The sequence below is a fragment of the Magnetospirillum fulvum genome (assembly GCF_900108475.1).
GTDB classification, from domain to species: Bacteria; Pseudomonadota; Alphaproteobacteria; order Rhodospirillales; family Magnetospirillaceae; genus Phaeospirillum; species Phaeospirillum fulvum_A.
Genome location: NZ_FNWO01000002.1, coordinates 171,556 through 190,375, shown reverse-complemented (window position 1 = coordinate 190,375; position 18,820 = coordinate 171,556). Strand labels below are relative to the sequence as shown.

Genomic DNA, 18,820 nt, shown 5'->3' with positions numbered 1-18,820 from the left:
CGGTAAAGCTTCGCCACCTTGCCTTCAACGGGAACGATCAATAATCGATCGAAATCCGGACCTCGCCGCCCTCGCCGATCCCGTCTGACCCTGGGGCAACCCGGATTTTGCGCGACGACACCCCCATCTGGCCCAACGCGGCGACGACGCGGCGGATCGTACCCGGCTCGACCGAGCCGTCCAGCCGGATCACACCCCCGGAGCGACGGTTCAGAGCGGCGACGTTGCGCAATTGGGACAGATTGTCCTCGCTCAGTCCGCCATCGTAATCAGGGTAGAACGAGGCAACCTGAAAGCTGGCGGCCGGTGCGGGCGGCAGCACCGCTCCCTTAGCCCCGCGCACGCCGCGCGGTGGGATCAGCACCGGCGCGACCTCGTCGGGCGAGGCATAGGCGGTCGCGGGCAGCGGCTGCTGGCTGCGATAGGTGATCGGCGCGTTGGCGGGAACCGCATAAGCCGAGGCCGGCTGCGCATAAGACGAGTCCGGCCGGGACGGCGGCACCTGATCGAACGTCCCGCTCTTGGTCGTGGCGGCGGAGGATTCGGTCAAGCGCTGCTGGTAATGATCGACCAGGGTGCTGCGGCGGGTCGGCACCGTCTCGGGAAGATTGGGCCGGGGCGGCGGCGCGCTGGCGATTTGGGTCGGAGCCGCGTTGGGGCCTTCGTCGCGGGCGGTCCGCATCGGGCGGTCGAGCGACGGCATCTCGCGCGCCGTCGAGGCGGCGACACTGGCCGAGGTCGCGCCGGGCGGCAGCGGCAGCGGCGTCGCCGCGACCGGAGCGGGAGCGGGGACCGGAACAGACGGCGTCGCGGCGGCGGTCTGCACCGGAGCGGGAACGGTGCGACGGGCCAATTGCTTGGTCGGCGCGGGCTCGCGCCGCGAGGCGCTGGCGTATTTGGCGTTGTCGCGGTCGGCGGCAAGGCCGCGTCCGGAGCCTTGGGCGGTTGTCTCGACGCTCTTTCCATCCGAGCGGCGGGGGCTGGCGATATCGGACGCGCTGACGTCATCGTTCGAAGACCCGGCGATCCCCCGATACCACTCGACCGGGTTCAATGCATCAGGCACCCACGAGCAACCAGAAATCAGCGCCGCCGTGGCGATGCTGGTGCCGACCGCGAGCATCCGGCGCCGGGCGTTGCGGCGCATGATCTCGATGGACTCGAACATGGTGGGACGACAACCCCCGATAAGGACAACAGAAATTGGTCTCTGCCGGGTTTTACGGCAAGTTCACGTTTATCAGGCGGGCGATAGAAAGTATATAGATTGTGTGTAACGTGTAAAGAGAGGACGATTTTCTCGTCCCCCTCCGGACCGGTCGGTCTGACCGGTGGCGGCGGCGTTTCTTCCTGCAACATCCATGGGGTGCGACATGACCGATCCAAAGGTCGCGGGAACCAAGCTGCTCGATCCCTCCGAGTTTTCTTCGGCGATGACCAGCATCGCCGAACGCAGTCAGCGTCTTGTCAGCGACTTCATCACCCGTCAGGCCACCGATCCGACGATCGCTTCGCTCGATCCGCTCAATATCGGCAATGCCTTCCTTGAAATGACGACCCGGATCATCAGCGATCCGGCCAAGATCGTCGAGGCGCAGGTGTCGCTGTGGCAGGATTACGCCGCGCTGTGGCAAAACACCACGTTGCGAATGATGGGGCAGAAGACCGAGCCGGTGGCGGCCCCGGATGCGGGCGACCGTCGCTTCAAGGACCAGATGTGGAACGACAACGAGGTGTTCGACTACATCAAGCAATCCTACCTGTTATCGGCGCGGTGGATGCAAAACGTCGTCCGCGGCGTCGAGGGGTTGGACGAGCGTTCGGCCAAGAAGGTCGATTTCTATACCCGCCAGTTCGTCGATGCGATGTCGCCGAGCAATTTCGTGATGACCAATCCCGAAGTGTTGCGGGCCACCGTCGAATCCGGCGGCGAAAACCTGCTGAAGGGGCTCGACAACCTGCTGGGCGACCTTGAGCGCGGCAAGGGCAATCTGGCGATCCGGATGACCGATTACGACGCTTTCCGCGTCGGCGAGAACATCGCGGTGACGCCGGGCAAGGTCGTCTTCCAGAACGACCTGATGCAGCTGATCCAATATACCCCCACCACGCCCTCGACGTTCGAAACGCCGCTGCTGGTGGTGCCGCCGTGGATCAACAAATATTACATCCTCGATCTGCGGCCGAAAAACTCCTTCCTGAAATGGGCGGTCGATCAGGGCCACACCGTCTTCGTGATTTCGTGGGTCAATCCCGACGAATCGCTGGGGGGCAAGACCTTCGGCGATTACATGCACGAAGGCCCGCTGGCCGCGCTTGACGTGATCGAGCAGATCACCGGCCAGCGTCAGGCCAATATCGTCGGCTATTGCCTGGGCGGCACCCTGACCGTCTGCACCCTGGCCTGGATGGCGGCGAAGGGTGACGACCGCATCGTCTCGGCCACCCTGCTGGCGACGATGACCGACTTCAAGGAACCGGGCGAACTCGGCATCTTCATCGACGAAGAGCAATTGGTCAGCCTTGAAGCGCGGATGTCGCAAACCGGCTTCCTCGACGGCCGCGACATGGCCACCACCTTCAACATGCTGCGCGCCAACGATTTGATCTGGTCGTTCGTCGTCAACAATTACCTGCTGGGCAAGGATCCGTTCCCGTTCGACCTGCTGTACTGGAACTCGGACTCGACCCGGATGCCGGCGGCGATGCACAGCTTCTACCTGCGCAAAATGTATCAGGAGAACAAGCTGATCGAGCCGGGCGGGATCGAGGTCGATGGCACCCCGATCGATCTGGGCGCGATCAAAACCCCGATCTACATGCTATCGACCCGCGAGGACCATATCGCGCCGTGGCAAAGCACCTTCTCGCTGACCCGCCACGTCTCCGGCCCGATCCGCTTCGTGCTGTCGGCCTCGGGGCATATCGCCGGTGTGGTCAATCCCCCCGTCGCCAACAAATACAATTACTGGGTCAATGCCAAGAAGGCCAAGACCCCGGAAACCTGGCTGGCGGGCGCGTCCGAAACCGCGGGATCGTGGTGGACCGACTGGCAAAGCTGGGTCGCCAAGAACGCCGGACCGCAGGTCGCGGTGCGCCAGCCCGGCGAGGGCCCGCTCCCGGTGATCGAGGACGCACCCGGCAGCTACGTCACCGTCAAGGCGGTGTAGCGGAGCCTTCGTCCCGGTCGATCAAGTGAACGAACGACCCGGCAACGGTGCCGGAGCAAAGCCCACAGCGGCCCAGCCCGGCACCGTCAGCCCCGGAAATCGCGAACAAAGGCTCGCCCTCCTCGGCCAGAACCGAAGCGTAATGAAATTCGTGGCCGCGAAACACCGCCCCGGCCGCACCCAGTGCACCCGCTGTTTCCAGCACGGCGCGGCGATAACCGAGGTGAAGCCGCCGCCGGGCGAATGAGCTTTCCAGCCCGAGCAGACCGGCCATCGCGTGGCGGGTACCGGTCTCGTCCTCGATCCCGCGCCCCAGCACCATATAGCCGCCGCACTCGCCGAACAGGGCCGCACCCCGGTCGGCGGCAGCGCGCAAGCCCCCCAGAAACCGACGATTGCCCGCCAGCAGCCCGGCGTGAAGCTCAGGGTAGCCGCCGGGAAGATAGACCGCGTCGGCGGCAGGGTCCGGCCCCTGATCGGCCAGGGGCGAGAACGGAACGATCTCGGCCCCGGCGGCGCGCCAGCCGTCCAGCGTCGCCGGATAGGCAAAGGCAAAGGCGGCATCGGCGGCCAGGGCGATCCGCTGGCCCAACGGCGGCAGCGGCACAGCCGGAGCCGCTGCGGTCAGCCGGGCCGGACGAGCCAGGGCGCACAAACGGTCAAGGTCGAGATGCGCCTCGACCAGCGCCGCCGCACCGTCGAGAAAGGCGTCGAGGTCGGGCCGCTCGCAGGCCTGGACCAATCCGAGATGGCGGCTTTTCATCTCCAGCGCCGGAGCGGGCGGCAGAAAGCCCAGCAGCGCGACATCGGGACAGGCGGCACGGCAGGCGCTTTCGATCGCGGCCTGGGCGCGCGAACTCCGGACCCGGTTGAACACGACACCGGCCAGCCCCGGACCCGGCCGCAACCGGTCGAACCCGGCCAGCACTGCCGCCGCCGAGGCGATCATTCCGCGCCCGTCCAGCACCAGCACCACCGGCCAGCCGGTCGCCAGCGCCAGTTGGGCGGTGCTGCCATCGGGCTGGCCCGGCGCGGTCAAGGCCCCGTCGAACAGCCCCATCACCCCTTCGCAGACGACCAGATCGACCCCCGCCCCCACCCGCGCCGTCAGCCCGGCCAGGGTCGCGGGCCGCATCGCCCAGCCATCAAGATTGAAACAGGCTTGGCCGCTGGCAGCGGCATGAAAGGCGGGGTCGATGAAATCGGGACCGACCTTGGCCGACCCCACCCTCCGCCCGCGCCGGGCCAGGGCGCGCAGCAATCCCAGGGTCACCGAGGTCTTGCCGCTGCCCGACGACGGGGCCGAAACGATGAGTCCGGGTGCGCCCATATCGGTCATCCCATCGCCAAGCGAAACGCCAGCAGACCCAGCCACCCGGCATTGAGCAACAGCAACAGCGGGGCGAAGCGCAACAACGGTCGCCGCCAGCGCGTGAGCGCGGCATGGCCGATCGCCGCGACCAGGACCAGCACCGGCATCGTGCCGATGCCGAACGCCAGCATCGCGGCAGCGGACAAGAGCGGATCGCCCGCCGAGGCCGCCGCCGCCAGCGCGGCATAGACCATCCCACAGGGCAGCAGGCCCAACATCATCCCGAGCAGAACGCCCCGCCCCCCGGTCGGCGCGGCAAACAGCGGCTGGACGAGACGCCCCAGCCCGGCCATCCCGCCGCCGAAACCGTCGCTGCCCCGGCGCGGCCAGGCCTGAAATGCCAGCAGCAGCGCCGCCAGCGCCAGCAGCGCCACCGCAACCCAGCGAAACAGCGGCAGATCGCGGACCAGACCGGCGACACCGCCCGCGACCGCTCCCAGCGCGGCATAGGTCAGAACGCGACCGAAATGATAGGGCAACAGCGCCGCCCCGGCCAGCCGCCGCACTTCACCGCCCGGCCCGGCCGGAACCGCACGGGTTCCCGCCATCACCTGAGCCAACACCAGCGGCCCGCACATCCCGCCGCAATGGATCGCCCCGCCGATCAGCCCGGTGACCAGCAGCGTGGCGATCAACCCGCTGCCGCCGCCGCATTGGGCCAGCAGCATCTCGTAGGTGGAGTGGGTCATGTCATGCATTTAGGCCACCCTCCGCCTGCGGATGCCACCAATCGAGCCGCTGGCGCAACGCCACCACCGGACCGACCACCACCAAAGCGGGCGGCTCCAACGCGTGGGCGGCAGCGCTTTCGGCCAGATCGGCCAGCCGGGTCTCGACCACCCGCTGGCGCGGCGTCGCCGCCGAGGCGACCAGCGCCGCCGCTTCGTCGGGCGAGCGCCCCGCCGCCACCAGACGGCGGCTGAACTCGGCCAGATGGGCCAACCCCATGAACACCACCAGCACCGGCGCCAGCGCCACCCGGTCGAGATCGTCGGGCAGGCCGCCATCGGGACCATGGCCGGTGACGAAAGCGAAGGCGGAATTGGCCTCTCCCGCCGTCACCGGCAGACCGGCATAGGCCAGCCCGCCGATCCCGGCCGTGATCCCCGGCACGATGCGAAAGGGAACCCTGGCGGCGGCCAGCGCCAGCGCCTCTTCGGCACCACGGCCGAATACGAACGGATCGCCGCCTTTCAGCCGCAGCACCCGCCGCCCTTGCCGGGCCAGCTCGATCAGCCGGGCGGTGATTTCGCTTTGATGGGGCGAGGCGCGACCGCCGCGCTTGCCCCAGGCTTCGATTGCGGCATCGGATCGGACCAGCCCCAACAAGCGGGGATCGAGCAGGGCGTCGTGAATCACGATATCGGCGTGGCGCAGACCATGCAGCGCGGTCAGGGTCAGCAGACCGGGATCGCCCGGCCCGGCCCCGGTCAGCCAGACCGACCCCGGCTCGAACGCGGGCAGGGCAAATGGAAGATCATCCAGGCCGGGCATCTTTCATCTCCCCAGGAGAGGACGCGGGCGCGGCGGGCCTACCCGGCGATCCGCTCGGCGGCGGTCTGGACCAGGGTTCCGATCAACAGATCGAGCAAGACCAGCAGACCGGCGGCGAGATAGGTCACCCCCAGCGCGACGCGGGCGATATAAGCCTGATAGAATAGCAGAGCCACGGTGACGATCAGGCCGAGCAGGGCCAAAGAGGGTCCGGGCACCAGCCAAGCCAGCAGCGTCACCGGCACCAAAGCGGAGATCTGGATCACCGCCGACCAGTTATAGGCGACCAGATAGCGGGGAAAGTTCCCCCCGCAGCCGATTTCGTCGCAAATCCGGGCCACGGCCAGGGGATAGGCGGTACAGCCGATGACGAAGGCGATCAACTGGACCGCCAGGGCAAAAAAGATGTCTCCCTCGAAGGCACCGTCCAGAGTCTGGAGCACCAGCACGCCGGGCAGCACCAGCGCCGGACCCCAGAACGAGCGCAGCACGCCGCCCGGCGAGGAATCGAACCATTGCATCCCGCTGGACTTGCCGCAGGCCAGCCGCCAACTGCCATAGACCGAGCGGACGATTTCGGCGAAGGCGATCATGCTCCCACCCATTCGTCGAGCAGGCGACGATAGATCGCGGTCAGGCCGGTCAGATCGGCGACTGCGACATTCTCGTCGGCCTTGTGGATGGTCTGGCCGACCAGACCGAATTCGACCACCGGGCAGACCGAGCGGATGAAGCGGGCATCCGAGGTGCCGCCGCTGGTCGATAGGTCGGGGCTCAGCCCGGTCTCGGCCTGGATCGCGGCGATCAGGCTGTCCGACAGCCGCCCCGGCGGAGTCAGAAACGCCTCGCCCGAAATTTCGACGCTCACTTCGACCTGCCCGCCCGACTCGCGGGCCACCTGCTCGATCCGCCGCGTCAGCGACAGGCCGCTATGCAGATCGTTGAAGCGGATGTTGAACCCGGCGCGGGCCTCGGCGGGAATGACGTTGGTGGCAGGATTGCCGACATCGACGGTGGTCAAAGCCAGAGTCGAGGGCTGGAAGTGGTCGGTCCCCTGGTCCAGCGGCGCGTCGGTCAAATGCCGCAGAATCTCAATCAAACGAGGAATCGGGTTATCGGCCAGATGGGGATAGGCGGAATGGCCCTGGGTGCCGATCACCCGCAGCCGGGCGTTGAGGCTGCCCCGGCGGCCGATCTTGATCATCTCGCCCAGATGGCGGGGGTTGGTCGGCTCGCCGACCAGGCAGGCATCAATCGTTTCGCCCCGGGCTTTCAGCCAGTCGAGCACCTTGACGGTCCCATCGACGGCACGGCCTTCCTCGTCGCCGGTAATCAGCAGCGAGATCGAGCCTGACGGCTCGCCCTCGGCCAGCTTTTGCGCCACCGCCGCGACGAAGCAGGCGATGCCGCCCTTCATGTCGGCGGCACCCCGGCCGAACAAACGGCCGTCGATCACCTGGGCGGCGAACGGATCGACGCTCCAGCCCTGGCCGGGCGGCACCACGTCGGTATGACCGGCAAAACAGAAATTCGGCCCGCCGGTTCCCCGGCGGGCGTACAGGTTGCGAATCTCCGGCCCGCCGGTGGCCGAGCGGATCTCGTGACAGACGAACCCCATCGGCGTCAGCGCGTCGATCAGCAGATCAATCGCCCCGGCATCCTCGGGAGTCACGCTGGGACGACGGATCAGCGCCTGGGCCAGCGTCAGCGGGTCGAAGACGGCGCTCAATCGCGTAACAGCTCGTTGATCGAGACCTTGGCGCGGGTACGGGCGTCAACTTTCTTGACGATCACCGCGCAATACAGGCTCGGTCCCGGCGTGCCGTCCGGCAGCGGCTTGCCCGGCAGGCTGCCCGGCACCACGACGGAATAGGGCGGAACCCGCCCGATAAAGGTCTCGCCGGTCTCGCGGTCGATGATCTTGGTCGAGGCGCCGAGATAGACGCCCATCGACAACACCGCTCCGGTCTCGACGATCACCCCCTCGGCGACCTCGGCGCGGGCACCGATAAAGCAATCGTCCTCGATGATCACCGGACCGGCCTGAAGCGGCTCCAGCACACCGCCGATCCCCGCGCCCCCCGACAGATGGACGTTGCGGCCGATCTGGGCACACGAGCCGACCGTGGCCCAGGTATCGACCATCGTACCGGATTCGACCCGGGCTCCCAGATTGACGAAGGACGGCATCAGCACCACGCCCGGCGCGATATGGGCCGAGCGGCGCACCACCGCGCCCGGCACGGCGCGAAAGCCGGCGGCGCGGAAACGGGCCTCGTCCCACCCCTCGAATTTGGTCGGAACCTTATCGAACCAACACGCCCCGTTGGGGCCGCCGGGGATCGGAGCGGACTCGGTCAGGCGGAACGACAGCAGCACCGCTTTCTTCAGCCATTGATTGACAACCCAGGCGCCGTCCTGCTTCTCAGCCACCCGCAACGAACCGCGATCGAGCCCGTCCAGCACCGCGTCAACGGCGTCACGCACGGCGCCCCGGGTGGCGACAGTTACGGTGTCGCGCGCCTCCCAGGCGGCGTCGATGGTCGATTCGAGGGCGGCGGGGTTCATCTGCGGACTCCTGGTTGAAACGCGTCCCTATGGCGGGAGGTCACCATACTCTGCGAAAAGGGCCTGTCAACGAAGCGGATTCGAATCGTTTTAGTCTCCCCCCTGGCACTCTGGCTTATCGACCCCCACCTACGTCTGACGACAAACACCCAGACGAGGGAGCCTTCGCGATGAATGCAACCACCGTTTCGATCCGTCCCGAGCGACCCTGGTCCGAAGATCGTCCCAACCGCGCCGAGGCCGAATCCGCGGTTCGCACCTTGATCCGCTGGGCTGGCGACGATCCCGACCGCGAAGGTCTGGTCGATACACCGTCGCGGGTGGTGCGCTCCTACGAGGAATTCTTCGCCGGGTACGAAGCCGATCCGGTCGATATCCTGGCGCGGACCTTCGAGGAAACCGACGGCTATGACGAGATGGTGATGCTGCGCGGCATCCGCCTCGAATCCCATTGCGAGCATCATATGGTGCCGATCCTGGGCGTCGCCCATGTCGCCTATCTCCCCGACCGCCGGGTGGTGGGGATTTCCAAACTGGCCCGCGTCGTCGAGGCGTTTTCCCGCCGCCTCCAGATCCAGGAAAAGCTGACCGCCCAGATCGCCAACGCGATCGAAGAGGTGTTGCAGCCGAAAGGCGTCGCGGTGGTGATCGACGCCCAGCATCAATGCATGACCACCCGTGGCGTCCACAAGACCGGTGTGTCGATGGTGACCAGCCGGATGATCGGCGCGTTCCGGACCGATCCGGCGCTGCGTCGCGAATTCCTGTCATTGACCAACGCGCACTCAAACTAACGCTCATGTCGATCCGATCGGAGGGGGGGGATATCCCCCTCCTCCGTTTGGACGCTTGCCGGATCGGGGCTGCTCCGGTCACGATGACGATTACGGACCCGTCGGATCCTTTGCTTCCGCCGACGGCCGTGGAGGATTCGAGACCATGACGACCCTGCTGACACTCGTCGCCCTTGTCATCCTGCTGATTTTTCTCCGCAGCTTCATCCGGATGAGGCCGTCAGACTTCGCCGATGCCGAAGTCCCGTTGCGGCTTGAGGAGTATTTCACCGGCCGCGCCCGCTCGTGGGGGATGTTCGAAGATCGCTTTGGGCGGATCCGCCGTCAATTCACCGCCGAAACGATCGGTCGGTGGGACGGACAGGTGCTCGAACTGGACCAGGACTTCACCTATAACGACGGCGAAACCCTCCGGCGGGAATGGTCGATCACCAGGCGCGAGGATGGCAGCTACAACGCCACCGCCAACGATGTGATCGGCAGTGCGGTGGGCATGGCCTCGGGCAACGCCCTGTCGCTCACTTATGTCGTCCGGCTGACCTATTTCGGGATTCCGATTCTGGTCAACGTCGAGGATTGGATGTTCCTGCAACCCGGTGGCGTGATGCTGACCCGGGCCAGAGTGTCGAAATGGGGCGTAACGCTGGGACGGGTGACCCTGGTCTACGCCACCGATTTCTAAATCAGCGGAGAGCCCACACCCCGCCGCGAGTCCGGCAGCGGACCGCGACGGGGGTGGACACTATCCGTCCGATTACTTCTTGTCGCCTTCGGGCAGAGCCGCGCCGTCGGGACCAAAGCGCTTGATCTTCGCCTTCTCGCGCAATTCGGTCACCGTCTGCTGGGCGGCGGCTTCGGCGAGCTGCTGGCTGATCGGATTCTTGGCCTGTTCGAAGGTCGGCAGCGACGACATGCGGCGGTCTTCGACCTTGATCACATGCCAGCCGAACTGGGTCTTGACCGGGGTCTTCGACACCTGGCCGGGCTGCATCGCGAACGCGGCGGCGGCGAATTCCGGCACCATGTCCTTCTGGGCGAAGTAGCCGAGATCGCCGCCGTTCTGAGCGCCCGACGGATCCTTCGACTTGGTACGGGCCAGATCGGCGAAATCGACGCCCTTGTTAAGGTCGGCGATCACGCCCTTGGCGGCCTCTTCGGTCTCGACCAGGATGTGGCGGGCATGAACTTCCTCGGCCGGAACGAAATCCTTGGCCAACAGGTCGTAGCGGGCACGGACCGCCTCTTCGCTGACGGCGGTGCGCATCTTGCGAGCGATCCAGGCCTGACGCATCAGCGAGCTTTCCGCCTGCTTCAGCGCCGCCTTGACCTCGGGATCGGCGTCCAGCTTCTCTTTCCTGGCCTGCTCCAGCACCAACTGATTGTTGATGACGACCTCGAGCAGGGCCTCGTAAGGGGGCTGGCCGACACTCGGTGGCAATTGCCGGGCGAAATCCGCCATCTGGGACATACGCAACTCGGTCCCGTTGACCACGGCGACAACCGTGTTCTTGTCGGCGGCAAGGGCGGGAGCGGCGGCCAGGCCCAGGGCCAGGATCAGCGCCTGACCGCTCGCGGACAGCTTGTTCATTGGCGGTTTTTCCTTTTTGCGCGAAAGACCGGAGGGCATTGGGATGGCCACGGCCTGACAGGGGATAAGAGGGGTTGAAGCACAACCGGAGGTCCGGCACAAGGCCCGCGTTTCCGTCGCCATCTGACTGTAACCGTTCAGGCCAGTTGCTCGGCGGTTCGACCATGTCCGCGGGAATAAAGGCAAGATTCCTTGAAATCCGAAGCGCCCAGGACGCGACCGACCAGAATCAGCGCGGTGCGCGAGATGCCGGTTTCGGCGACCTTGGCTTCGATATCGGCAAGGCAGCCCCGCACCAGACACTGGTCGGGCCAGCCAACCCGGAACGCGACCACCACCGGGCAATCGGCCCCGTAAGTCGGGGTCAGTTCGCTGACGACGTGAGCGAGATTGTGAACCGACAGATGGATCGCCAGGGTCGCCCCGCTGGCTCCCATCACCGCCAGGGACTCGCCCTCCGGCATCGGCGTCGCCCGCCCGGTGGTGCGGGTCAACACCAGCGACTGGCTGATCCCGGGCAGGGTCAATTCGGTCGATAACGCGGCGGCGGCGGCGGCAAAGGCGGGAACGCCGGGGGTAACGTCATACTCGATGCCAAGCGCGTCGAGGCAGCGCATCTGCTCGCCCAACGCACTGTAGATCGACAGATCGCCGGAATGAAGCCGGGCGACGTCTTGCCCGGCATCGCGGGCGGCGGCGAATTCGGCGGCGATCTGATCGAGTTCCATCAGAGCGGTATCGACGATCCGGGCGTCGGCGGGGGCTTCGGCGATCACCTCGCGCGGGACGAGCGAACCGGCATACAGCACCACCTTGCAGCGGCGGATCAGAGAAAGACCCCGGACGGTGATCAGATCAGGGGCTCCGGGTCCGGCCCCGATGAAATGGACCTTCATGACGGAACTGGCTCCGGTGCCCCTCTCCCGCCAAAGCGGAAGAGGGGATAAGGAGTGGCGGGAACCTGAAACCTCAGGCCCCCTGGGACAACGCGACAATGCCGGGCAGTTCCTTGCCTTCGAGCCATTCGAGGAAGGCCCCGCCGGCAAGAGAGATATAGGAGAACTTGCCCTCGACCCCGGCCTTGGCCAGCGCCGAAACGGTGTCGCCGCCACCGGCAACGGTCAGCAGACGGCCCTGCGCGGTCCGCTCCGCCGCCCACTGCGCGACGGCGGTGGTGGCCTTGTCGAACGGCTCGATCTCGAACGCGCCGAGCGGGCCGTTCCACACCAGAGTCTTGCAGCCGCCCAGGCGATCAATGATCGCTTCGGCCGACGCCGGACCGGCATCCAGGATCATCTGATCTTCCGGCACCGCATCGACGCTGACCACCTGGGTCGCGGCACCGGCTCCGAAGCGATCGGCCACCACGACATCGACCGGCAGGACGATGTGGCAATGGGCGTCCCGCGCCTTGTCGAGAATCTCGCGGGCGGTATCGGCCAGATCACGTTCGCACAGCGACTTGCCCACCGCCTTGCCCTGAGCGTACAGGAAGGTGTTGGCCATGCCGCCGCCGATGATCAGATAATCGACCTTGGCGACGAGATTGCCGAGCAGGTCCAGCTTGGTCGAAACCTTCGACCCGCCGACGATCGCGGCGACCGGCTTCTCGGGCTTCTCCAGCGCCTTGCCCAACGCCTCAAGCTCGGCCTGCATCAGCAGACCGGCCGCCGACGGCAGCAAGTGGGCCAGCGCCTCGGTCGAGGCGTGGGCCCGGTGGGCACAGGAAAAGGCGTCGTTGACGTACAGGTCGCCGAGCAAAGCCAGCTCGCGGGCGAAAGCGGGGTCGTTCGCCTCTTCCTCGGCATGGAAGCGGACGTTTTCCAGCAGGCAGATTTCACCGTCGCGCAACGAACCGACCAGACGGGCGGTGTCGCGGCCGATGCAATCCTCGGCCCAGGCGACCGGCTGCCCGACCGCCTTCGACAGCGGATCGACCAGGAAGCGCATCGAGAAGGCCGCATCGACGCCCTTGGGGCGGCCGAAATGGCTCATCACGATGACGCGGGCGCCGCGCCGGGCCAGTTCGATCAGCGTCGCGGCGGACCGTTCGATCCGGGAATCGTCGGTGACGATTCCGTCCTTGGCCGGAACGTTGAGGTCGGCGCGCACCAAGACGCGCTTCCCCCGGACATTCAGTTGGTTGAGAGTGCGGAACATCGCGGCGACCCTTTCGCTTTAGATCAGCTTGGCGATGGCGATGGCGGTGTCGGCCATGCGGTTCGAGAAACCCCATTCGTTGTCGTACCAGGACAGAATCCGGACGAAGGTGCCGTCGATGACCTTGGTCTGGGTCAGATCGAAGGTCGAGGAATTGGGGTTGTGGTTGAAATCGACGCTGACCAGCTGAGCCGATTCGGCCCCCAGCACGCCCTTCAGGCGGCCCTTGGCGGCTTCGACCATCGCCTGATTGATCTGCTCGGCGGTGACCGGGCGCTCGGTGACGACGACGAGGTCGATCATCGAGACGTTGGGGGTCGGCACCCGGACCGAGGTTCCGTCCAGCTTGCCGGCCAGTTCGGGCAGCACCAGGCCGATCGCCTTGGCGGCGCCGGTCGAGGTCGGGATCATCGACAGCGAGGCGGCGCGGGCGCGACGCAGATCGCTATGCAGGGTATCGACGGTGCGCTGGTCGCCGGTGAAGGAGTGCACGGTGGTCATGAAGCCGTGCTTGATGCCGCACAGCTCGTTGAGGATCTGCGCCACCGGAGCCAGGCAGTTGGTGGTGCAAGAGCCGTTCGAAACCACCAGATGGTCGCGGGTCAGCTTGTCGTGATTGACGCCGTAGACGACGGTGAGGTCGGCACCATCGGCCGGAGCCGACACCAGCACCCGCTTCGCACCGGCGGTCAGATGCGCCGCCGCCTTGTCGCGCTTGGTGAACAGACCGGTGCATTCCAGCGCCACGTCGATGTTCATCTCTTTCCACGGCAGATTGGCCGGGTCGCGCTCGGCGGTAACGCGGATCGCCTTGCCGTCGATCGTGATCGAATCGGCGGTGGCGGAAATCTCGTTGGCAAGCACGCCGTGAACCGAATCGTACTTCAACAGATGGGCGTTGGCTTCAGCCGACCCCAGGTCGTTGATTCCGACGACTTCGATATCGCTGCGCTTCGATTCGACAATGGCTCGCAACACCAGGCGGCCGATACGGCCGAAGCCATTAATGGCAACGCGAACAGTCATAGAAATCCTCCACAGGGTCCGGGACGGGGCGGTCATGATATTGCACAGACTCGCCCTCGAATCCAGTCCTCAAACCTGAATTTTCCATCCCGATCAAGGGGGAGAGTGAATACCGAGGGGGCGCCCGGCCATGGGGGAGGCCGGGCGCCGCGCTCCTTGGGGGGAGCGTGCGGCGGGGCATGCGCGGAGGGAGGGGGGGGTGCCCCACCGCTACCGGGCCAATGGAGGGGACGGCCCGGTCTCGATCCCCAACAGGTAGGGCGTTGCGGGCCAGAGCGCATCCCCTGACCTCGACATGGCTTGCATGCCCAAACAACATGAAGCGGCGGAGCCGACCGAGATTAATTCGCGTTCAGGTTCAGCGGCGATTTCGTCATGTTGGGGTCGATGAACTTGAACAGCTTGGGATCGAGCGGCAGACCGGTGCGGCTTTCGAACAGCGATACCGTCGTCAGTTGATGCTGGGCGTCGCGCACCTGCCACTGACGCAACTCGAACGGGCGGTCCGAAAACACCAGGGTGATCTCGCCCGAGGCCGGGTCTTCGGTCTCGACCGCCGAAATCCGCACCACGCCGGGCAGACGCGCCACCCGCGTTACGGTAACCGCGCCACCGGTCAGGCGCAAATTGGGCTGGACCAGCATGCCGGCCGGAGTCGAGCCGAGCGGAATATAGCTGGGCGCGCCCAACTCGCGGTCGTGGACGATCAGGAAGCTGCCGTCGGCGACCACCAGCAGCGGGCTGGGCGGATCGTATTGCATCCGCAGCCGACCCGGCCGCGACAGAAAGACATCGCCCTCAACCGAAACGCCGTTGGGCGAGGTCTGGAGAAAACGCGCCTTCAAGGTGGTGATCGCGTTCAGATACTCTTCGGCGCGGGCGATGTCGGCACGGTCGTCAGCCGACAGCAGCGCCGCCTTGGACTCGGCTGCCGCAGCCCCTGCCGCCGTTGCCACCGCCAACAGCAGCGCCGTGAAGATCGTCCGGAACCAGCGCCGGGTCATGGTGTCGCCTTTCATCAATACTCGCCTCCGCCGCGGGCCAGAACCTCGCGCTTGCCGACATGGTTGGGGCGGCTGACCACCCCTTCGGCTTCCATCCGCTCGACCAGCCGGGCGGCGCGGTTATAGCCGATCTGAAGGTGACGTTGGACGAAACTGGTCGAGGCCTTGCCTTCCCGGATCACCAGCGCCACCGCCTGATCGTACAGATCGTCGCCCGAGCCGCCTTCGGCCCCGCCGCCCGCACCGGGGCTGGCCTCTTCCTCGGTCACCGCCTCGATATAAGTCGGTTCGCCCTGCGAGCGGAGGAATTCGACCACCATCTCAACCTCGGAATCCGAGACGAACGGGCCGTGGACGCGGGTGATCCGCCCACCCGAAGCCATGTAGAGCATGTCGCCCTGCCCCAGCAATTGCTCGGCCCCCTGTTCGCCCAGGATGGTCCGGCTGTCGATCTTCGAGGTGACCTGGAACGAAATACGGGTAGGGAAGTTGGCCTTGATCGTTCCGGTGATGACATCGACCGAGGGACGCTGAGTCGCCATGATCAGATGAATCCCGGCGGCGCGAGCCATCTGGGCCAGCCGCTGCACCGCCGCCTCGATCTCCTTGCCCGCGACCAGCATCAGATCGGCCATTTCATCGACGATAATGACGATGAAGGGCAGCGGTTCGAGCGCCAGAGTCTGGTCTTCGTAAAGCGGCTTGCCGGTCTCGGGATCAAAGCCGACCTGAACGGTCCGGGTCAGCACCTCGCCGCGACCGCGCGCTTCCAGCAACCGGTTGTTGTACCCGGCGATATTGCGGACGCCCAACTGGCTCATCGCGCGGTAACGGTCTTCCATCTCGCGCACCGCCCATTTCAGGGCCAGCACCGCCTTGCCCGGCTCGGTCACCACCGGGGCCAGCAGATGGGGAATGCCGTCATAGACCGACAATTCCAGCATCTTGGGATCGATCATGATGATCCGGCATTCCTCGGGCGGCAACCGGTACAGCAGCGACAGGATCATCGTGTTGATCGCCACCGACTTACCCGAACCGGTGGTGCCCGCGATCAGAAGATGCGGCATCCGGGCCAGATCGACCATCACCGGCCCGCCGCCGATATCCTTGCCCAACACCAGGGTCAGCCGGGCCGGAACCTTCTCGAACGGTTCGGACGCCAGCAACTCGCGTAAGTAGACCGTCTCGCGCCGGGCGTTGGGCAGCTCGATCCCGATCACGCTTCGGCCGGGAATGGTGGCGATCCGCACCGACAGCGCGCTCATCGAGCGGGCGATGTCGTCGGCCAGACCGATCACCCGGCTGGTCTTGGTCCCCGGCGCGGGTTCGAGTTCGTACAGCGTCACCACCGGGCCGGGTCGAACCTTGACCACCTTGCCGTTGACGCCGAAATCCTCCAGCACCGCTTCCAGCATCCGGGCGTTCTGGGTCAGCCCCTCGGGATTGAAGCGGGGGCCGCCCTGGTCCGGACTGGGGGCCAGCAGGGTCAACGGCGGCAATTGATAGGTTGCCGACGGCACCGCGACCGGACGGGTCGGCGGCGCCTCGCGCCGGGGGGCGGCGGGAGCCGGGGGGGGCGGCGGAACCGACGGGACCGGTTCGCTGTCGGAATGATCTTCGTCGTCGGCCTCTTCGGCCGGAGCGAACGGATAAGGCTGCGGGATCGGATTCGGCGCAGCCGCCCGGACCGGAGCGCGGTTCGGCATCGTCTGCGCCACCGGCGGACCGCGCCGGGCCGGGATCGCCGCGCGGAGCAGCCGCAACAGGGCGGCGGGAAGGCGCCGGAACAGGCCGATCCACTCGCCGGGCGACAGGCCGACGACGAACAGCATCAAGCCCAGCGCCAGCAGCGCCGCGCCGGAGCCGACCAAAGCCCCCAATCCTTCGGGAAGCAGCGCGGTCAGCCCGTCCGAGATCAACCGCCCCAATGCGCCGCCCCACCCGGCCGGAAGCGTCTCGGATTCCGGCAGCGGCAGCGCCGCCAGCGTCACCGCCAAGGCCACCATCGCCACCGGCAGCACGGCCAACCGCCCCGACCACGCCCGCGGCGGCTTGGCCCGGACCAGGATCAGACCGCCCCAGACCAAGGCGGCGACGATCAGGGCGACGGCCCCCCATCCCACCGTCTGAAGCAGCAAATCGGCCAGGGTCGCGCCGGGACGGCCGAGCAGATTGTGGATCGGCCCTTCGGCAGCGGTGTTGATGCTGGGATCGTGGGAATCCGCGCTGCTGAGCGCCGCGCCCAGGGCGGCGGCGGCGGCGATCAGCACCAATCCGCCGGATTGGGCCAGACGGCGGCGCAGGAATTCGACCGAGCCGCGCGGCAGGAAGCCGCCGCGACCCTTGGACTTGCGGGCGGGAGCCGCCGCCATCGCGTCAGCCGTCGAGCAACGCACCGAGACGGGACAGCGCCGTCTCGGTGGTCTGAAGATCGTGAACCAGCGCCACCCGGATATAACGCTGACCGGGATTGCGTCCGTCGGCCCCGGTCCCGGCGAGATAGGCCCCGGGCAGCACCCGGATCGCCGCCTCGCGCCACAGGGTCTTCGCCGCCGCCTCGCCATCGCCGACATCGAGCCAGAGGAAGAAGCCGCCTTCGGGACGGACAAAGCCGAAACGACCGCCCAGCAGACGCTCGGCGAGATCGGTTTTGGCGCGGTAAAGGTCGCGGTTGGCGACAACGTGGTCTTCGTCGTTCCACAGGGCAGTTGCGGCGGCCAGCACCGGCAGCGGCGTCGCCGCTCCACCATAGGAGCGCAGGCGGGCAAACGCGGCGATCACCCGCTCGTCCCCGGCGACAAAGCCCGAGCGCAGACCGGGCAGGCTGGAGCGTTTCGACAGCGAATTGAACACGACGACGTGAGACAGCCCCTCGCCCAGCGTGGCGCAGACCGAAAGCGCGCCGGGCGGCGGAGCCTGGTCCCAAATCTCGGAATAGCATTCGTCGGCGGCAAGGACGAAGCCATGGCGCCGCGCCGCCCGGATCGTCCGCTCCAACAAGGCAGTATCGGCGACCTTGCCCTGCGGATTGGCCGGGCTGCACAGATAGGCCAGCGCGGTCCGTTCCAGCAAGGCGGGCGGCAGGGTCGAATAATCGGGCAGTCCGGTCGGACCGTCGCCACTGGGCACGAACACCGGCTCGGCCCCGGCCATCGCCGCCGCCCCGGCATAGACCTGATAAAACGGGTTGGGCAGCAACACCACCGGCGGCTTGCCGTCGTCGCGACGGCCACAGACCGCCTGGGCGATCAGGAACAGCGCCTCGCGGGTACCGGCCACCGGCAGAATCGCCCGGTCGGGATCGACCAGACCGGCGGGCAGATCATAACGGCGACCCAGCCACCCGGCGACGGCCTGGCGGAACGCCTCGGTCCCAGTCGCGGGCGGGTACTTGTTCCACAGCCCAGCCTCGCGGGCGAGGATTTCGGCGGCGAGTGGCGGCGGCGCGTGCTGCGGCTCGCCAATCGACATCACCGTCGCCCCCGGTCCCGACGGCGCGCCCAACAAGGCGGTCAGCCGCGCAAACGGATAATCCGGAAGCGTACCCAGTCGATCGTCGAGCAGCAGCGGTTTCACCATGGCTCCAGAAGAACAGGAAAGGAACGGACTGTTGTTTTACCCTATTCCCCCGCCGCCCCCCA

17 protein-coding genes are annotated in these 18,820 nt (G+C 66.7%); 3 read left to right on the top strand and 14 right to left on the bottom strand.

Annotation, left to right across the window (positions count from 1 at the left end; genetic code table 11):
- Nucleotides 1-37 precede the first annotated feature (37 nt).
- The gene (locus BLW40_RS03080) at nt 38-1,168 is read right to left on the bottom strand and encodes a hypothetical protein (RefSeq protein WP_074765432.1); all 1,131 of its coding nucleotides are present in this window, start codon (nt 1,166-1,168) and stop codon (nt 38-40) included.
- Between the two features lie 205 nt (nt 1,169-1,373).
- Here BLW40_RS03080 and BLW40_RS03075 point away from each other — a divergent pair, with 205 nt between their 5' ends.
- Nucleotides 1,374-3,170, top strand: a complete 1,797-nt coding sequence (locus tag BLW40_RS03075) for a PHA/PHB synthase family protein (protein WP_074765430.1) — start codon at nt 1,374-1,376, stop codon at nt 3,168-3,170.
- Here BLW40_RS03075 and BLW40_RS03070 read toward each other — a convergent pair.
- The 6 genes from BLW40_RS03070 to dapD are packed head-to-tail and all read right to left on the bottom strand — an operon-like array spanning nt 3,157 to nt 8,604.
- The gene (locus BLW40_RS03070) at nt 3,157-4,509 is read right to left on the bottom strand and encodes a cobyrinic acid a,c-diamide synthase CobB (protein ID WP_074765428.1); all 1,353 of its coding nucleotides are present in this window, start codon (nt 4,507-4,509) and stop codon (nt 3,157-3,159) included. The two genes, BLW40_RS03075 and BLW40_RS03070, sit on opposite strands and share 14 nt — an antisense overlap.
- Nucleotides 4,506-5,240: a sulfite exporter TauE/SafE family protein gene (locus BLW40_RS03065; protein ID WP_074765426.1), complete on the bottom strand. Its 735-nt coding sequence runs from the start codon at nt 5,238-5,240 to the stop codon at nt 4,506-4,508. The genes BLW40_RS03070 and BLW40_RS03065 overlap by 4 nt, the downstream gene beginning before the upstream one ends.
- Nucleotides 5,233-6,036 (bottom strand): uroporphyrinogen-III C-methyltransferase, encoded by an 804-nt coding sequence (gene cobA / locus BLW40_RS03060; protein ID WP_083386593.1) that lies wholly within the window; start codon nt 6,034-6,036, stop codon nt 5,233-5,235. Before cobA ends, BLW40_RS03065 begins: the two co-directional genes overlap by 8 nt.
- Before the next feature lie 38 nt (nt 6,037-6,074).
- A complete protein-coding gene (locus tag BLW40_RS03055; RefSeq protein WP_074765424.1) occupies nt 6,075-6,629 on the bottom strand; it encodes a hypothetical protein in 555 nt (184 codons plus the stop codon).
- Complete coding sequence (gene dapE / locus BLW40_RS03050) at nt 6,626-7,765, bottom strand: succinyl-diaminopimelate desuccinylase (RefSeq protein ID WP_074765422.1); 1,140 nt, start codon at nt 7,763-7,765, stop codon at nt 6,626-6,628. Before dapE ends, BLW40_RS03055 begins: the two co-directional genes overlap by 4 nt.
- A complete protein-coding gene (gene dapD / locus BLW40_RS03045; protein WP_074765420.1) occupies nt 7,762-8,604 on the bottom strand; it encodes a 2,3,4,5-tetrahydropyridine-2,6-dicarboxylate N-succinyltransferase in 843 nt (280 codons plus the stop codon). The genes dapE and dapD overlap by 4 nt, the downstream gene beginning before the upstream one ends.
- 170 nt (nt 8,605-8,774) lie before the next feature.
- Here dapD and folE point away from each other — a divergent pair, with 170 nt between their 5' ends.
- Together folE and BLW40_RS03035 are read left to right on the top strand one after the other, a co-directional pair.
- Nucleotides 8,775-9,398, top strand: a complete 624-nt coding sequence (gene folE / locus BLW40_RS03040) for a GTP cyclohydrolase I FolE (RefSeq protein ID WP_074765418.1) — start codon at nt 8,775-8,777, stop codon at nt 9,396-9,398.
- A gap of 145 nt (nt 9,399-9,543) precedes the next feature.
- Nucleotides 9,544-10,080, top strand: a complete 537-nt coding sequence (locus BLW40_RS03035; RefSeq protein ID WP_074765797.1) for a DUF3833 family protein — start codon at nt 9,544-9,546, stop codon at nt 10,078-10,080.
- A 72-nt stretch (nt 10,081-10,152) separates the two neighbouring features.
- On the opposite strand, the gene BLW40_RS03030 is transcribed toward BLW40_RS03035, so the two are convergent.
- The 7 genes from BLW40_RS03030 to BLW40_RS03000 all read right to left on the bottom strand — a co-directional run bounded on the left by BLW40_RS03030 (nt 10,153) and on the right by BLW40_RS03000 (nt 18,758).
- Nucleotides 10,153-10,986: a peptidylprolyl isomerase gene (locus BLW40_RS03030; RefSeq protein WP_074765416.1), complete on the bottom strand. Its 834-nt coding sequence runs from the start codon at nt 10,984-10,986 to the stop codon at nt 10,153-10,155.
- A gap of 137 nt (nt 10,987-11,123) precedes the next feature.
- Entirely contained in the window at nt 11,124-11,882 is a 759-nt protein-coding gene (gene cobM, locus BLW40_RS03025; RefSeq protein WP_074765414.1) for a precorrin-4 C(11)-methyltransferase, read from the bottom strand.
- Nucleotides 11,883-11,955: 73 nt separating this feature from the next.
- A complete protein-coding gene (locus BLW40_RS03020) occupies nt 11,956-13,146 on the bottom strand; it encodes a phosphoglycerate kinase (RefSeq protein ID WP_074765412.1) in 1,191 nt (396 codons plus the stop codon).
- An 18-nt stretch (nt 13,147-13,164) separates the two neighbouring features.
- Entirely contained in the window at nt 13,165-14,172 is a 1,008-nt protein-coding gene (gene gap, locus BLW40_RS03015; RefSeq protein WP_074765410.1) for a type I glyceraldehyde-3-phosphate dehydrogenase, read from the bottom strand.
- A 341-nt stretch (nt 14,173-14,513) separates the two neighbouring features.
- The gene (locus BLW40_RS03010) at nt 14,514-15,191 is read right to left on the bottom strand and encodes a LolA family protein (RefSeq protein WP_244511031.1); all 678 of its coding nucleotides are present in this window, start codon (nt 15,189-15,191) and stop codon (nt 14,514-14,516) included.
- Complete coding sequence (locus BLW40_RS03005; RefSeq protein ID WP_074765408.1) at nt 15,191-17,551, bottom strand: DNA translocase FtsK; 2,361 nt, start codon at nt 17,549-17,551, stop codon at nt 15,191-15,193. Before BLW40_RS03005 ends, BLW40_RS03010 begins: the two co-directional genes overlap by 1 nt.
- 4 nt (nt 17,552-17,555) lie before the next feature.
- Nucleotides 17,556-18,758, bottom strand: coding sequence for an aminotransferase class I/II-fold pyridoxal phosphate-dependent enzyme (locus BLW40_RS03000; RefSeq protein WP_074765406.1), 1,203 nt, complete (start codon nt 18,756-18,758; stop codon nt 17,556-17,558).
- Between the last annotated feature and the right edge of the window lie 62 nt (nt 18,759-18,820).

Coding starts and splice junctions, on each gene's coding strand:
- BLW40_RS03080 (WP_074765432.1), bottom strand. CDS start 1,168: ATGTTCGAGTCCATCGAGATCATGCGCCGCAACGCCCGGCGCCGGATG.
- BLW40_RS03075 (WP_074765430.1), top strand. CDS start 1,374: ATGACCGATCCAAAGGTCGCGGGAACCAAGCTGCTCGATCCCTCCGAG.
- BLW40_RS03070 (WP_074765428.1), bottom strand. CDS start 4,509: ATGACCGATATGGGCGCACCCGGACTCATCGTTTCGGCCCCGTCGTCG.
- BLW40_RS03065 (WP_074765426.1), bottom strand. CDS start 5,240: ATGCATGACATGACCCACTCCACCTACGAGATGCTGCTGGCCCAATGC.
- cobA (WP_083386593.1), bottom strand. CDS start 6,036: ATGCCCGGCCTGGATGATCTTCCATTTGCCCTGCCCGCGTTCGAGCCG.
- BLW40_RS03055 (WP_074765424.1), bottom strand. CDS start 6,629: ATGATCGCCTTCGCCGAAATCGTCCGCTCGGTCTATGGCAGTTGGCGG.
- dapD (WP_074765420.1), bottom strand. CDS start 8,604: ATGAACCCCGCCGCCCTCGAATCGACCATCGACGCCGCCTGGGAGGCG.
- folE (WP_074765418.1), top strand. CDS start 8,775: ATGAATGCAACCACCGTTTCGATCCGTCCCGAGCGACCCTGGTCCGAA.
- BLW40_RS03035 (WP_074765797.1), top strand. CDS start 9,544: ATGACGACCCTGCTGACACTCGTCGCCCTTGTCATCCTGCTGATTTTT.
- BLW40_RS03030 (WP_074765416.1), bottom strand. CDS start 10,986: ATGAACAAGCTGTCCGCGAGCGGTCAGGCGCTGATCCTGGCCCTGGGC.
- cobM (WP_074765414.1), bottom strand. CDS start 11,882: ATGAAGGTCCATTTCATCGGGGCCGGACCCGGAGCCCCTGATCTGATC.
- BLW40_RS03020 (WP_074765412.1), bottom strand. CDS start 13,146: ATGTTCCGCACTCTCAACCAACTGAATGTCCGGGGGAAGCGCGTCTTG.
- gap (WP_074765410.1), bottom strand. CDS start 14,172: ATGACTGTTCGCGTTGCCATTAATGGCTTCGGCCGTATCGGCCGCCTG.
- BLW40_RS03010 (WP_244511031.1), bottom strand. CDS start 15,191: ATGAAAGGCGACACCATGACCCGGCGCTGGTTCCGGACGATCTTCACG.
- BLW40_RS03005 (WP_074765408.1), bottom strand. CDS start 17,551: ATGGCGGCGGCTCCCGCCCGCAAGTCCAAGGGTCGCGGCGGCTTCCTG.
- BLW40_RS03000 (WP_074765406.1), bottom strand. CDS start 18,758: ATGGTGAAACCGCTGCTGCTCGACGATCGACTGGGTACGCTTCCGGAT.